The organism is Kutzneria sp. NPDC052558, from assembly GCF_044547355.1.
GTDB lineage: Bacteria > Actinomycetota > Actinomycetes > Mycobacteriales > Pseudonocardiaceae > Kutzneria.
This window is the reverse complement of sequence record NZ_JBIUAG010000001.1, coordinates 500672-515049: the sequence shown is the minus strand read 5'-3', so window position 1 is coordinate 515049 and position 14378 is coordinate 500672. Positions and strand designations below refer to the sequence as shown.

Annotated in this window: 12 protein-coding genes; 5 read left to right on the top strand and 7 right to left on the bottom strand. The window is 70.9% G+C overall.

What is annotated here, in order from left to right; translation table 11 throughout:
- Positions 1-74: 74 nt before the first annotated feature.
- Together ACIG5F_RS02170 and ACIG5F_RS02165 are read right to left on the bottom strand one after the other, a co-directional pair.
- The gene (locus ACIG5F_RS02170) at positions 75-2852 is read right to left on the bottom strand and encodes an AAA family ATPase (RefSeq protein ID WP_396515526.1); all 2778 of its coding nucleotides are present in this window, start codon (positions 2850-2852) and stop codon (positions 75-77) included.
- A 99-nt stretch (positions 2853-2951) separates the two neighbouring features.
- The gene (locus ACIG5F_RS02165; protein WP_396515525.1) at positions 2952-4055 is read right to left on the bottom strand and encodes a discoidin domain-containing protein; all 1104 of its coding nucleotides are present in this window, start codon (positions 4053-4055) and stop codon (positions 2952-2954) included.
- Positions 4056-4213: 158 nt separating this feature from the next.
- Between ACIG5F_RS02165 and ACIG5F_RS02160 the strand changes: the two genes are divergently transcribed.
- The 4 genes from ACIG5F_RS02160 to ACIG5F_RS02145 all read left to right on the top strand — a co-directional run bounded on the left by ACIG5F_RS02160 (position 4214) and on the right by ACIG5F_RS02145 (position 8200).
- Entirely contained in the window at positions 4214-5254 is a 1041-nt protein-coding gene (locus tag ACIG5F_RS02160) for an LLM class flavin-dependent oxidoreductase (protein WP_396515524.1), read from the top strand.
- Positions 5255-5482: 228 nt separating this feature from the next.
- Positions 5483-6430, top strand: coding sequence for a GlxA family transcriptional regulator (locus ACIG5F_RS02155; RefSeq protein ID WP_396515523.1), 948 nt, complete (start codon positions 5483-5485; stop codon positions 6428-6430).
- Positions 6431-6539: 109 nt separating this feature from the next.
- A complete protein-coding gene (locus ACIG5F_RS02150; protein ID WP_396515522.1) occupies positions 6540-7385 on the top strand; it encodes a haloalkane dehalogenase in 846 nt (281 codons plus the stop codon).
- On the top strand, positions 7382-8200 hold the full coding sequence (locus tag ACIG5F_RS02145) for an RNA polymerase sigma factor (RefSeq protein WP_396515521.1): 819 nt from the start codon (positions 7382-7384) through the stop codon (positions 8198-8200). The genes ACIG5F_RS02150 and ACIG5F_RS02145 overlap by 4 nt, the downstream gene beginning before the upstream one ends.
- On the opposite strand, the gene ACIG5F_RS02140 is transcribed toward ACIG5F_RS02145, so the two are convergent.
- Together ACIG5F_RS02140 and ACIG5F_RS02135 are read right to left on the bottom strand one after the other, a co-directional pair.
- Positions 8197-8655, bottom strand: coding sequence for an SRPBCC family protein (locus ACIG5F_RS02140; protein WP_396515520.1), 459 nt, complete (start codon positions 8653-8655; stop codon positions 8197-8199). The genes ACIG5F_RS02145 and ACIG5F_RS02140 overlap by 4 nt on opposite strands.
- The gene (locus tag ACIG5F_RS02135; RefSeq protein WP_396515519.1) at positions 8655-9356 is read right to left on the bottom strand and encodes a M24 family metallopeptidase; all 702 of its coding nucleotides are present in this window, start codon (positions 9354-9356) and stop codon (positions 8655-8657) included. Before ACIG5F_RS02135 ends, ACIG5F_RS02140 begins: the two co-directional genes overlap by 1 nt.
- A 130-nt stretch (positions 9357-9486) precedes the next feature.
- Between ACIG5F_RS02135 and ACIG5F_RS02130 the strand changes: the two genes are divergently transcribed.
- Positions 9487-10548, top strand: coding sequence for a radical SAM protein (locus ACIG5F_RS02130; protein WP_396515518.1), 1062 nt, complete (start codon positions 9487-9489; stop codon positions 10546-10548).
- Between the two features lie 39 nt (positions 10549-10587).
- Here ACIG5F_RS02130 and ACIG5F_RS02125 read toward each other — a convergent pair whose 3' ends face one another.
- The 3 genes from ACIG5F_RS02125 to ACIG5F_RS02115 form a co-directional block, all read right to left on the bottom strand.
- A complete protein-coding gene (locus tag ACIG5F_RS02125) occupies positions 10588-11310 on the bottom strand; it encodes an NPP1 family protein (RefSeq protein ID WP_396515517.1) in 723 nt (240 codons plus the stop codon).
- Between the two features lie 236 nt (positions 11311-11546).
- Positions 11547-13751, bottom strand: coding sequence for a (Fe-S)-binding protein (locus ACIG5F_RS02120; protein WP_396515516.1), 2205 nt, complete (start codon positions 13749-13751; stop codon positions 11547-11549).
- Positions 13748-14185, bottom strand: coding sequence for a hypothetical protein (locus ACIG5F_RS02115; RefSeq protein ID WP_396515515.1), 438 nt, complete (start codon positions 14183-14185; stop codon positions 13748-13750). The genes ACIG5F_RS02120 and ACIG5F_RS02115 overlap by 4 nt, the downstream gene beginning before the upstream one ends.
- Between the last annotated feature and the right edge of the window lie 193 nt (positions 14186-14378).

Here is a 14378-nt window from a genome sequence, read left to right as displayed (position 1 = left end):
CCTCATGTCCCCCAGTGACTTTCCCCGGCGGCAACGCTGCCATCGCGAGGGGGTGGGGAGCATCGGGGGACTCCCTACATTTCCCTCGCGTGACGTGCGAGATGGCTGGCAACCCCGGTGCGGGAGGCGACCCCGAGCTTGGTGAAGATCCGGGACAGGTGGGCTTCGACGGTTTTCGGGCTCATGAACAGCTGGGCGGCGATCTGCCGGTTGGTGTAGCCGTGCGCGACCAGCTCGGCGATCTCCAGCTCCCGCTGGGTCAGCGGCCCGCCGTCCTTGCGCACCCGCGTCGACCTGGCGCCGAGCAGCCGCTGCTGCTGCACGACGGCGGCGTGCATGCCGGTCGCGCCGCAGTTGGCGAACAGCTCCTTGGCCCGGCCGAGCTGCAACTGGGCCTCCTCCCGCCGACCCAGCTCGCCCAGCGCGGCGCCGAGCAGGTGCCGGGCCTGCCCTTCGAAGACAGGAAGGTGCACCTGCGCAAAGTTGTCGGCGGCCTTCCCGGCCAGCTCGGCCCCGGCCGGGAAGTCCTTGGCCGCCAGCCGGGCCCGGGCCGAGGCCAGCCAGGCCTGGGCGGTCCGGCCGGGCAGGTCGCCGCCGGCCACCGACTCCTCGGCCTTGCGGCCCCACTCCAGCGCCGTGTCCACGTCGCCGAGCGCGACCGAGGCCCGCACCAGCTCGTCGAACCACAGCCTACGCAGCGACGGGGCGTAGCCGACGAGCGTCGGGTCGCCGCCGCGCAGCAGCTCCTGCCGGCAGCCCTGCGGATCGCCGTTGGCCAGCCGGGCGGCGGCCAGCGCGGCCGTGCCCTCGCCGCTCCACCAGTAGTTGCCGGGCTGGGTCTTCTCCACCGCCAGCTCGGCGAACTGGAGCGCGGCCTTGAGGTCGCCCCGCCACAGCGCGATCTCCGACTGCCGGGCGTGGATCACCTCCAGCAGCTCGGTGCGGCCCATCAGCAGGGCCGTCTCCAGCGTCGCCTCGGCGTGCTCCGCCGCCAGCGCCAGGTCGCCGAGCTGGGCGTACACCTGGGTGAAGGTCAGCTGGATGTCGGGCTGGAGATGGCTGTGGCCGGTGCGTTCGGCCAGCGCGGCGCACCGGCGCACGTGCCGCAGGGCGTCGTAGTTGCGCTCCAGCACCAACTCGGCCCAGGACACCTCCAACGTCAGGTAGAGGCGCTCGGCCAGCTCGCCGTCGGACAGGCCGTCCAGGGTCGCGGCGGCCCGGCGGACATGCCCGACCGCCGAGTCGAAACGGCCGGTGTAGGCGTCGGCGGTGGCCAGGATGCTCAGGCCGATGGTCAGGGTCAGCGGCCGGATCTGGTGCTGCGACGGGGAATCCAGCGCCTGCGTCACCCAGTCGCGGGCCTCCTCGAACTTGGCGCACTGCAACAGCCCGGCGGCGATGTCGATCCGCATGCCCAACGCCGGGCGACCGTGCCGGTCGGGCAACCGGTTCAGCTCGCCGACCAGCAGCGCCTGCGCCTCGTCGTAGCGGCCGAGCAGGCGTTCCACCGTGCCGCACATGGAAACAGCCGCGCTGCGCTGCTCACTGGGCTCCGGCGGCATCAGCGACAGCACCTCCTGCGCGGTCTCACGGCACTCAGCCAGCCGGCCGATCACCAGCAATGCCCTGGCGCGCAACAACATCAGCCCGCACAGGCGGGTCCGCTGCTCGGGTGTTCTGGGGAGCAGGTCGATGGCGGTGCGCAGCCAGTCGACCGCCAGCGCGGGAACGCTGGCCAACACCGACTCGGCCGCCTCGACCAACACGCTGATCGCCTTGTCGTCGCCGGCGCGGGCGGCCCGCTCGACGTGGTGGGCGCGAGAAGTCGCCGGCGCACCACGGCGTTCCAGCCCCGCGGCCGCGCGGGCGTGCGCGTCGAGACGCCAAGCCGCGCGGCCGGTTCGGTAGGCGGCGCTGCGCACCAACGGATGCCGGTAGCGGAACCGGCGGGCGCTGTTCTCGGCGCGGATCAGGTCGCGGGCGACCAGTTCGTCCAGATCGGCCAGGGTTTCCGCCTCGGCCAGCTCCGCGACCTCGGCCACCAGCTCGGGGTCGAACGGGTCGCCGGCCAGCGCCGCCGCCTGGGCCACCAGCAGCTCTCTTGGTGTCAGTGCGGCGAATTCGGCCGAGAGCGCGACTTCGGGATCGCCGTCGGCCGCGACCCGGGTCAGGGCGTCGAGATAGAACGGGTTGCCGCCGCTGGCATCGTGCAGCTGCCGGGCCCGCGCCGCGTCGACGGTCGGCATGAGCTGGCAAACCTGTTGCAGCGTCAACGGTTTGAGCTCGATGCGGAGCCGTTCCGTGCCGGATGCGTGCGACAGCGCGGCGAACAGCCGTTCCGACGCCTGCCGCGGCCGGTAGCCGACGGCCATCACGAACGGGCCGGCCGGCGGATGACGGACCAGAAACTCCAGCAGGCCAACCGATCCCTCGTCGGCCCAGTGCATGTCGTCCAGCACCAGCGTGCCGCCCTCGACCACCTCCAGCAGCGTGCGGACCGCCCGGTAGAGCCGGTGCCGGCCGACGCCGTGCAGGTCCGCGTGGTCGACGCCGTGGAACACCGCGGTGAGCAGCTCCACCGCCGGCTCGCCGAGCCGGTCCCGCTCCGCCGCGTCCAGGGCGGCGACCCGGTCGGCCAGGGCGTCCAGGAACACCGCGAACGGAACGTGCTGCTCGAATTCGGTGGCGCGGCCGGTGAATCCGCGGCCCCGCTGCCGGGCGAACTCGCCGAGCAGGCTGGTCTTGCCGATGCCGGGGTCGCCGACGATCTCGACCAGCCGGGCCGGCCCGGGATGGTTCAGCAGCGCGAGTTCGTGTTCCCGTCCGACGATCGGACGGCTGATGGCGTTCAACGACGGTCCCCTCAGTGCGGTGTCGCCAAACAATACGCACCGGGGAACGAAAAGGTCAGCCCAGCGCGAATGGTGGGATGGATCGGCCGGTGAACGAAGTCACGGCCACACCGAGAGCTGGGTCAGGCCGGTGAGCTTCGAGCCGGGGGCGGCGTGCACGCGCACGTAGCGAGCGGTGACCTTGGTCGGCAGGGACAGGGCGGCGAACTGGCCGTCGCCGCTGGCCCGGGCCGTCCAGGTGGTGGCGTCGTCGCTGGTCTCGACGGTCAGCGTGCCGGCCTGGTTGGCGCGGGCGAAGACCGCGCCGACGGGTTCGGGGGCGCCGAGGTCGATGTAGGCCCAGCCGTTGGCCGAGCAGGGCTCGGCGCAGGAGGATTGGCCCAGCGGATGATCGAAGGTCCCGTCGGTGAGGTGGCAGGGCTCGCTTTTGTTGTTTTCGGCGAAGCAAGGCTTGCCACGGGATTCGGGGGCGCCGGCCCGGCCCCGGAATCCGACGCCCTGGCTGGTGTGGAACAGGTGGAACGTGGTGTCCGGGCCCTTGGCGCTGGTGGCGGCGGAGATGTGGACCACGCCGTTCGCGTCCTCGAACACCCGCGAGTCCATTGTGGCCTCGGCGGTGTCGGACCAGATTTCCTGGCCGTTGACCGAGAAATGCGCGGTGTAGCCGTCCGCGTCCGGCATGCGGGACCAGTCGAGGGCGGTGGTCCGCGCGTCGCCGCCGACCGTGACGTGATCGGGTTCCCAGAATTTCAGGGTCGGCACGGTGAGCTCGGTGCGCTGGATCTCGAAGCTCGCCCGGACGCTCGGACCGTCCACTTCGGACCCTCGGGCGGGCAGTTGGGCGGCCAGGTCGAAGGTCGTGGCGGCGCCGAAGGTGCCCTGCACGTCCGACCCGTTCATATGGACCGTGAACGTTCCCTGGCCGTCGGTGGTGGCCCGCTGGAGCAGCTTGCACAGCGGCGGCGGGTCGTCGGCCAGGCAGGCGGTGCCCAGGGTCGCCGCCACCGGGATGCCCTGGAACGCGAGCTCGCCGAGGTCGGGCACCCGGGTCAGCGCCAGCTTGAGGTCGCCGGCCGGCGCGCCGTCCTGCCGGACGAGCTGGCCGGTCAGGGTCACCTTGGCGTCGGTGGGCACCTTGCTCTGGGCGCAGCCGGCGGCCAGCGCCATGAGCGTCAGCAGCGCGGCGACCCGGGTCTTGTGCATGGCTGGCGATGCTAGGGCCGTTCGTCGCAGGTCGGCGGCGTTTTGATCTATGTTTTGTGACACTGTCACTTCAGTGACGAGTGAAATCGATGGGAATGCGATGATGGTAGTTCAACGTTCAACTGGTTGCCGGGAACGGCTCGAGGGAAGGGCAGGGCATGACTACACCCGTGGAGTTCGGGGTCGACACCTTTGGCGACGTCACCGTCGACGCCGAGGGCAACCGCAAGTCCTACGCGCAGGTGCTGCGCGACGTCGTCGACGAGGCGGTGCTGGCCGACCAGGTGGGCATCGACTACTTCGGCGTCGGCGAGCACCACCGGGACGACTTCGCGGTGTCGGCGCCCGAGGTGGTGCTGGCCGCCATCGCCGGCCGCACCGAGCGCATCAAGCTGGGCACGGCCGTCACGGTGCTCAGCTCCGACGACCCGGTCCGCGTGTACGAGCGGTTCGCCACGCTGGACGCGGTGTCCCACGGCCGGGCCGAGATCACCCTGGGCCGCGGCTCGTTCACCGAGTCGTTCCCGCTGTTCGGGTTCGACCTCGCCGACTACGAGAAGCTGTTCAGCGAGAAGATCGACTTGATGGCCCACCTGCTGACCGAGAAGCCGGTCACCTGGCAGGGCACCGTCCGGCCGCCGCTGGACAACGCCGACGTCTTCCCCAAGACCGAGAGCGGTCGCATCAAGACCTGGGTCGGCGTCGGGGGCAGCCCCGAGTCGGTGGTCCGCGCGGCCAGCTACGGCATGCCGCTGACGCTGGCCATCATCGGCGGCAACCCGGAGCGGTTCGCCCCGTACGTCGACCTGTACCACCGTGCGCTGGAGCACGTGGGTCTGGAGCGGCTGCCGGTGGCGGTGCACTCGCCGGGCTTCGTGGCCGACAGCGACCAGGAGGCGGCCGACCTGGTGTGGCCGCACAGCAGGGCGATGCACGACCGGATCGGCCGCGAGCGCGGCTGGCCGCCGATGACGCGGGCCCAGTTCGACGGGGAGATCGCCCACGGCTCGCAGTACATCGGCGCGCCCGACACGGTTGCCCGCAAGATCGCCGACACGGTCAAGAAGCTCGGCGTGCAGCGGTTCGACCTGAAGTACTCGAACGGCACCATCCCGCACGAGCTGGCCATGCGGAACCTGGAGCTCTACGGCACCAAGGTCATTCCTCTGGTGCGCGAGCTGCTCGCCGAGTCTGAGTGACCCGCAGGTCGTCCAGGATCCGGATGAGGTCGCGGTCCTCGATGTCGCTGCTGCCGTAGAGGCGGGGGTGGGGCATCGACGGACCCCCGAAGAAGGTGTGACTGTGGAGGGCGTTCTTGAGGCGCTTCGTGAAGGGTGCCATGGCTTGAAGTGTGCTCTGACGTAAATCCTGCCAACAGTGGCAGGAGAGACGGTGTGCCACAAAATCCTGCCATGTATGCTGGCGGCATGTTGAGATCGGCGGCCGTGCTGGTCGTGGACGGGGTGTCCCCGTTCGAGTTCGGCGTGGTGTGCGAGGTCTTCGGCAAGGACCGGACCGACGACGGCGTGCCGCCGATCGACTTCCGGGTGTGCGGGGAGCGGCCGGGCGAGCCGGTGCGGATCAGCGTCGGCGTCCACCTGGTGCCGGAGCGGCCGCTGTCCGACCTGGTGTCGGCCGACCTCGTCGCCGTGCCGGCGTGCGACATCCGGGACGAGTACCCGCCGGCCGTGCTGGCCGCCCTGCGGGACGCCGTTTCGCGCGGCGCCACGCTGCTTTCCGTGTGCAGCGGCGGTTTTGTCCTCGGCGATGCCGGCCTGTTGGACGGGCGGCCGTGCACCGCGCACTGGCGGGACGCCGAGGAGTTCCAGCAGCGGTTCCCGGCGGCGAAGGTCGACGCCGACGTGCTCTACGTCGACGACGGCAACATCATCACCAGCGCCGGGACGGCCGCCGGCATCGACGCCTGCCTGCACCTCGTGCGCCGGGAGCTGGGCTCCCGGGTCGCCGCCCAGATCGCCCGCCGCATGGTCGTCGCCCCGCAGCGGGAAGGCGGGCAGCGGCAGTTCGTCGACATGCCCGTCCCGGAGTGCACTGCCGACAGCCTCCAGCCGGTGCTGCTGTGGATGCTGGAGACCATCACCGAGGACCACACCGTCGCCGAGCTCGCCGCCCGCGCGACTATGTCCGAACGGACCTTCGCCCGGCGCTTTGTCGCGGAGACCGGCACCACGCCCCACCGATGGCTGTCCACCCAGCGGGTCCTGCACGCCCGCACCTTGCTGGAGCAGAGCTCCCTAGGCGTGGAGGAGATCGCCCGGTTGGCCGGCTTCGGGACCCCGGCGCTGCTGCGGCACCACTTCCAGCGCGCGGTCGGGGTCACGCCGACCGACTACCGGCGGTCCTTCTCAGCCTGAGTCGGCCGACGACCACCGGCCCGGCGGCAAGTGAGCGCGATCACATGTCACAGTCGGGCCCCGGCCCGTGTCCAACCTCGTGAACGGCAGTTCGACGAGGGAGGACAGCGTGAAGACGATCAAGGTCGAGGACTCGTTCATGGCCTACCGGGAGGCCGGCGCGGGGGACACGACGCTGGTGTTCCTGCACGGCAACCCGACGTCGTCATACCTGTGGCGCAACGTGATCCCGGTGCTGGCCGACCGGGCGCGGTGCCTGGCGCCGGACCTGATCGGCATGGGGGACTCGGGCAAGCCGGACATCGGCTACCGGTTCGTCGACCACGTCCGGTACCTGGACGCCTGGTTCGAGGCACTGGGCCTGGACGACGTGGTGATCGTCGGCCAGGACTGGGGCGGGGCGCTGGGCATGGACTGGGCCCGCCGCAACCCGGGCCGGGTGCGCGGGCTGGCGCTGGTGGAGACGTTCCTGCGGCCGATGTCCTTGGCCGAGATGCCGCCGCTGGGCCGGGAGCTGTTCCAGCGCATGCGCTCGCCCGAGGGGGAGCAGATGGTGTTGCGGGACAACCAGTTCATCGAGTTCAACCTGCCGCACGGGGTGGCGTCGGGGCTGGCCCAGGCCGACCACGACGAGTACCGGCGGCCCTACCCGGACGAGCGGTCGCGGCGGCCGCTGCTGGCCTGGCCGCGGGAGATCCCGCTCGACGGCGAGCCGGCCGACGTGCATGATCGCGTCGTCGCCTACGGGCGGTGGCTGGCCGAGACCCCGGAGGTGCCCAAGCTCGTGATGACCGTGGAGCCGGGAATCGGCATGGGCTCGCCGGAGACGGCGGCCTGGGCCAAGGAGACCTTCGCCGCCGTGACGACGGTGTCGCTCGGGCCGGGTGGCCACCACGCCCCGGAGGACCAGCCGGAGGCGATGGGCCGGGCGATCGCGTCCTGGCTGTGGCCGTGAGCGACCTCGCCGCCCGGGCCGTCGGCGGGGACCAGGACGCCTTGCGGGAGATCGTGCGCGAACTGCGGGATCCCCTGTACCGGCTGGCGCTGCGCATGGTGTGGCGGCCCGCCGACGCCGAGGACGCCACCCAGGAGATCCTGATCCAGGTGATCACCCGGCTGTCCTCGTTTCGCGGCGAGGCCAAGCTGCTCACCTGGGCGTACCAGATCGGCGTGAACTACCTGCTCAACCTGCGCCGCAAGACGCCGCAGGAGGAGCGGGAGCTCAGCCTGGACGAGTTCCGCGACGGCCTGGCCGACGGGTTGGCCGACACCGACTACGCCGGCCCCGAGGCCGAGCTGCTGGCCCACGAGGTGCGGCTGTCCTGCACGCAGGCGGTGCTTCAGTGCCTGGAGCGGTCCGAGCGGATCGCGTTCGTGCTGGGGGAGATCTTCGAGCTCAACTCCACCGAGGCGGCCTGGGTGCTGGACGTGTCGCCGGCGGCGTACCGCAAGCGGCTGGAGCGGGCCCGGGAACGGTTGCGGGCGTTCATGGGATCGACCTGTGGAATCGTGACGCCGCAAGGGTTCTGCCGCTGCGCCCGCCGGGTGGACAAGGCCGTCTCGGTTGGACGGGTCGACGTCAGGCAACCGGTCTACGCCGGCCACGCCGTCAACGGTCGCGGTGTCCAGGAGGCGGCCGCCCAGCTGCATCGACTGCACGACGCGGCCTCGGTGCTGCGGGCCCACCCCGACTACGCCGCGCCCCGGGACCGCACCGAGGCGATCGTGGGCCTGCTGTCCTCGGGCACGTTTCCGTTGCTGGACGACTAGTCCAGGTAGGCGGCGAGGTTGGCCAGGGAGGAGGCCAGGCCGGCGGCGTGGTCCTCGGCGGAGATGCCGTCGGGGACGTCGTCGGCCCGGATCTCCACCAGGGTCCCGCCGTCGACGGCGGCCACCGACCAGGTCATGGTCATCGTGCCGGCGAAGGCCGGGTCGTCGGAGACGAAGTCGGCGGCCTGCACCACCCGCGACCCCGGCACGATCTCGACGAAGCGCCCGTCGACGACGTCGGAGTCGGCGGTGGCTTTGCCGGGCGCGCCCGAGGGATCGGCGTAGGTGAGGGTCAGTCGGTAGCCGCCGCCGGGGCGGAGGTCGTAGTGGTCGAACCGGCCGGTCATGCCCTCCGGCGGCAGCCACGCCGCGAGCGCGTCTGGGTCGACCATGGCCTCGAACACGCGGTCCGGCGGGGCCGCGACCAGCAGGGACGCCCGATCGGTGCGGGGCATCAGCGCAGGTCCAGCAGTTCTTCGACGAAGCCGCCGAAGCCGCGTTCGCGGTCGACCAGGTGGACCTCCAGGATCCAGTGCGCGACCTGCCCGTTGCGGTCGGTGCGGCGCATCGGGCCGTCGCTGCCCGGGGCGACGTAGGAGGCGATCTTCTCGCCGTCGATCCGCTCGTGCGGGAACTGCCCGACCACGTGGCCGGCGATCGAGCCGCCGAACTCCCACCCTGCCGCCTCGGCCAGGCCGACGACGTGGGCGTAGAGCTGCTCGCCGGTGATGTCCGGCCGGCTGTCGAAGTGGGCCCGGCCGGCCTGCCACACCTCGTCCAGGCTGTCGCGCAGGCGCAGCTTGACCGGGTCGGAGCCGAGCACGAAGGTGCGGCCGAAGTCGGCCTCCCACTCCTCGAAGATCGGCCCGAAGTCGCAGAACACGATGTCGTCCTCGCCGATCACCCGGTCCGGCGGGTTCTCCTTGTACGGCTGAAGCGTGTTCACCCCGGCCCGCACGATTCGCTTGTGCCAGAACCGGCTCACCCCGAACATGTCGGCGGCCAGGTCCCGGATCGCGTTGCTGGCCTCGGTTTCCCGCACGCCGGGGGCGACGATGCCGCGCGCCTGCACCTCGGCGAACAACGCCACCGCCTTGTCCTGCGCGTCCAGCAGCCGCTTCGCCCGCAGCGCCTCGTCCTCGATCAGGTCGGCCATGGACGGACCGTATCAACAACCCCACGACGCGGGGGTGTGATCCCGGACGATGGGGCGGACTAAGGCGGCGCGGGTTTCCGATCGGCCCCGGCAAGCGCACGATGGGCCGCACCGAGGGGAGGACTCGCCCATGGAAGGCCCACGGAAGTTCGTCTGGGACACGACCTACGCGTGCCCGCTGCGCTGCGTGCACTGCTATTCCGAATCGGGCCGGCGGGCGTCGCGGCAGCTGGCCCCGGTCACGATGCTCCGGGTGGCCGACAAGATCATCGAGGCCGGGCCGGAGCTGGTCATGCTGTCCGGCGGCGAGCCGGTGCTGGTGCCCGGAATCCTCGACGTGGCCCGGCGGCTGGCCGACGCCGGCATCGACGTCGGCGTGTACACCAGCGGCTGGTCGATGTCGCCCGCGCTGGCCGAGGACCTGGCGTCGGTGGTGTCGATGCTGGCCGTGAGCCTGGACGGGGCGACGGCCGAGGTCCATGACCGCGTCCGCGGCCGGCCCGGGTCGTTCGACCGGGCGCTGCGCACGCTGGCGATGCTCGACGAGGTGGCCGAACGTCGGCCGTTCACCTTCGGCGTGGACTGCTCGGTGCTGCGCAGCAACCTTCACCAGCTCGACGCCCTCTGCACCGACGTCGTCCGCCGGTTCCCACGACTGGGGTTCGCCTACTTCGGGCCGGTCGTGCCCAGCGGCGTGGCCAGCCGGGCCGGCTTTGCCGAGACCGAGTTGCTCACCGAGGACCAGTGGCGCGAACTCGCCGGCACCGACCGCCTGACCCGGCTGCGGTCGCTGGTCGGACCGGCCGTGGCCGTGCGGGTCAACGACAACCTGGACCTCCAGATGCGTCCCGGCCGCGCCGACGACTGGTCGACCTACGGGGCCGTGCAGATCGAGCCGGACGGGAACGTGCGGGCGATGTCCATGTACGAGGGCACGATCGGCAACATCCTCACCGATCCGCCGGCGGTGTTGTGGGAACGGGCGCTGGCCCGCTGGCACGACCCGTTCGTCGTCGAAACCCTGACCGCGGTGCGGACTCCGGCCGAGTGGGCGGCGGCCGCCCGGCGCATCGACGAGCGCTTCGGCACGGCCGAGGACCGCCGGCGGTTCGCCCGCCGGGCCGGAGGACGACGTCCTGGAGACCAGATCATGGACGTGCCGCCGCCGATCGGGACGCCGCGCACGGCCTGAGCGGCTCACCGTCCACAGTGGACGGCGAGCCGCCGGCGGTCACGCGTACGGGTCGAACGAAATCCCCGTGGGCAGGCCGTTGTGCAGGGAGTCGTTGAACCGGGCGTCATTGATCTTGATGGTGGCCGAGCCGAAGTCGGCGTTCATCAGCTTGTCCCGCAGCGCCGTGCTGGGATAGCCGTTCCAGCCGACCAGCGGCGGGTAGAACCACGCGTGGGTGTAGTTCTCCGGCGGGTCGTCGTTGCTGTTGGCCATCCGGATGAAGTGCGTGCTGGCGCCGTCCTTGTGGTACACCACCTTGGGGTGGGTGCCGGCGAACAGGACCTGCGAGCGCGGGTACCACTGCCAGCCGGTGTGCTGCGAGCTGGACACGTAGTCCACCTGGTTCTCGGCGATGTTGATCCACACGATCACGTGTTCCCAGTCGTGCGTGTGGCCGATGGCCGCCGGGCCCAGGGTGGCCTGGTCCTTCTCGAAGTAGCTCGCGTACTCCACCGCGCACCAGCCGTTGTTGCACTTCTCGCGCGAGTACGTGTTGGAGTTCTGCAGCTGGGCCGGGTCGTGGCAGTGCCCGTTGACGTCGCCGCCGAGCTTGAGCCCGGGGTTCAGCGTGCCGTCGGGGGCGATGGCGGCGGTGGCGTAGCAGCCGTCGCCGTCGTAGTCGTAGGCGGGGGAGAAGGACTGCTCCCAGCCGTCCGCGTTCTGCGGCAGCGGGGTCAGGATGGCGGCACTGGCAGGGCTCGGCAGGGACAAGGTCAGCATCGCGGCGCCTAAGGCGGCCGCTAATGCGGACAGTTTGCGCACATCCACTCCTAAGGGGGCATCGCGGGCGGCGGCGGGAGAACTATGACGGACACCGATCGTGAGGATCAAGAGTTTCCCTTGGTGTCGACAAGGATTAGGACAATGATCAGTCGACCGCTCCCGCGGACGGCGGCTGGTTGTGCGCATGCGACAACGGGGCGCCCGATCCGGGCGCCCCGTTGCCGTGGTGTCCGCTACTCGCCGGCGGTGTCCGCCGTTTCCTTGCCGCGCCGGACCGACGTCAGCAGCATCTGCGCCACGTCCATCACTTCCAGGCTGTCCTGGGCCACGCCTTCGCTCTTGCGCTGGGTGACGCCGTCGGTGAGCATCACCTTGCAGAACGGACAGCCCGTGGCGATCTTGCTGGGCGCGGTGCCCAGCGCTTCGTCGGTCCGTTCCAGGTTGATCTGCTTGCCGATCCGCTCCTCCATCCACATGCGAGCGCCGCCGGCGCCGCAGCAGAACGAGCGGTCCGCGTGCCGGGGCATCTCCCGCAGCTTCGCGCCGGTCGCGCCGACCAGTTCACGCGGGGCCTCATAGACCTTGTTGTGCCGCCCCAGATAACACGGGTCGTGGTAGGTCACGTCCTCGGCGATCGGGGCCACCGGGATCAGCCGCTTCTCCCGCACCAGCTTGTTGAGCAGCTGCGTGTGGTGCACGACCTCGTACTCGCCGCCGACCTGCGGGTACTCGTTGGCCAGCGTGTTGAAGCAGTGCGGACAGGTGACCACGATCTTGCGCTTGCCCGGTTCCCGGCCCTCGAACAGGGTGTTGAGCACCTCGACGTTCTGCTGGGCCAGCATCTGGAACAGGAACTCGTTGCCGCTGCGGCGGGCCGGGTCGCCGGTGCAGGTCTCCTCCGGGCCGAGCACCAGGTACTTCACCCCGGCGGTGTGCAGCAGCTCCGCCACCGCCCGGGTGGTCCGCTTGGCCGCGTCCTCGAACGCGCCGGCGCAGCCCACCCAGAACAGGTAGTCCACGTCGTCGGGCAGCTCGCCGTCGAACACCGGCACCGGGAAGTCCAGGCCCTCGGTCCACTGTAGACGGTCCTTGGCGTTCTGGCCCCAGGGATTGCCCTTGTTCTCCAGGTTCTTGAACATGCCGCCGAGCTCGGACGGGAAGCTCGACTCGATCATCGTCTGGTACCGGCGCATGTCCACGATGTGGTCCACGTGCTCGATGTCCACCGGGCACTGCTCCACGCAGGCGCCGCAGGTCGTGCACGACCACAGCACGTCCGGGTCGATCACGCCGAACTCCTCGGCCGTGCCGACCAGCGGCCGGGCGGCCTGCTCCGGCCCGGACCCGGCGACGCGGCCGAAACCGGACTCGGGCACGCCGTGCCCGTGGCCGTTGGCGGTGATCTCGACCGAGCCCTCCTCCGGCGCCTGCTGGCCGCCGATGAGATAGGGCGCCTTGGCGAACAGGTGGTCCCGCAGGTCCATGATGACCAGCTTGGGGGACAACGGCTTGCCGGTGTTCCAGGCCGGACACTGGCTCTGGCACCGCCCGCACTCGGTGCAGGTGGCGAAGTCCAGCATGCCCTTCCAGGTGAAGTCCTCGATCTTGCCGCGGCCGAAGGTGTCGTCGTCGGCCGGGTCCTCGAAGTCGATCGGCTTGCCCTTGGACTCCATCGGCAGCAGCGGGCCCAGGGCGTTGGGCAGCCGCTTGGCGCCCACGTTGAGCGGGGCCAGCCCGATGTGCAGGTGCTTGGAGTACGCGACCAGGACCAGGAAGCCCATCACCACGGCCACGTTGGCCAGCAGGAACACCGTCTCCAGCACCGTGTTGACGTCGTTGCCGAGCGGAGCGAGCGCGTGCCCCAGCAGCGCGGAGGCGAACGGCCAACCGCTGTCCCCGTAAGGGAAGTGGCCGGTGGCGTACTGCGCGCCGCGCGAGAGCAGCAGCGTCGCCATCACACCGAAGATCATCCACAGCACCAGCCAGGCCGCGCCGGTGTGCGAGCCGTAGAACCGGGACTTGCGCTGTCGGCGCTGCGGGGCCTGCCGGATCCGGATGACGCCGAAGGTGACCAGCGCGAGGATCACCGCCACCGCGAAGAAGTCCTCGATGAACCCGAGCCAGGGCTCATGGCCGATCCACCAGAACGCGAAGTCCCGGTCGAACAGCGCGCCCCAGGTCTCGACGATGGTGAACAGCAGGACGGCGAAGCCCCACATGGTGAAGAAGTGGGCCAGGCCGGGCACCGACCACTTGAGCAGCTTGCGCTGGCCGGGCACCTCCTGCAGTTCCACGCTCACCCGGGCGGCGGGGTCCTCGAGCCTCCCGTTGGCCGGCTGGCCCGAGGAGATCAGCCGGTACAGCCAGAAGATCCGGCGGCCGGCGATGGCCAGGCCGACAACGGTGATCAGCAGGCCGAGGACGAGACGAACGATCAACGGGGGTCAGCTCCACTCCGGTTGAACCAGCCGGCGTAGTACCGGCATGCCTTGCACGCGTAGCGCATCTTCCGCACCCGCCAGTGCCGCTGGTACAGCTCGAAGCCGCGCCAGGGGGCGGTGTGCAGGCCGAGCTGGTCGTAGTGCCGCAGCGACGAGCCCGTGTCGACGTCGAACTGCTCGGTGGCCCAGCCCAGGTGGGCCCGGCGCAGCGCCACGCCGCAGTCCGGCAGCAGGTGCTCGTTGCAGAACCGGTGCAACAGCGCCAGGTCCGGCAAACCGCGCCCGCTGGGGCTGGAGGTGTCGAGATAGTCGACGACGACATGGCCGGGATGGAGCTCGCCGACGTCGTCGACGAGCACGGGAAGTCCACAGTAGACGCACGGGTGCCGGAAGCCCCGCCGAGCCGAGGACGCCGTTGTGATCAAGGCCACAGACCGGAGGTTACTGGTGAGTTGTGATACGCGCTACTCCCATCTGCGTGGTGATCAACGCAGTCGGGGGGGGCGCCCCGCCCCCCCCCCCCCCCCCCCCGCGGCGGGGGGGGGGGGGGGCGGGCCCCCCCCCCCCCCACCCCCCGGTGGGCGGGGGCCGCCCCCCGCCGCCCGGCCCGGCAAGACGGGGGCA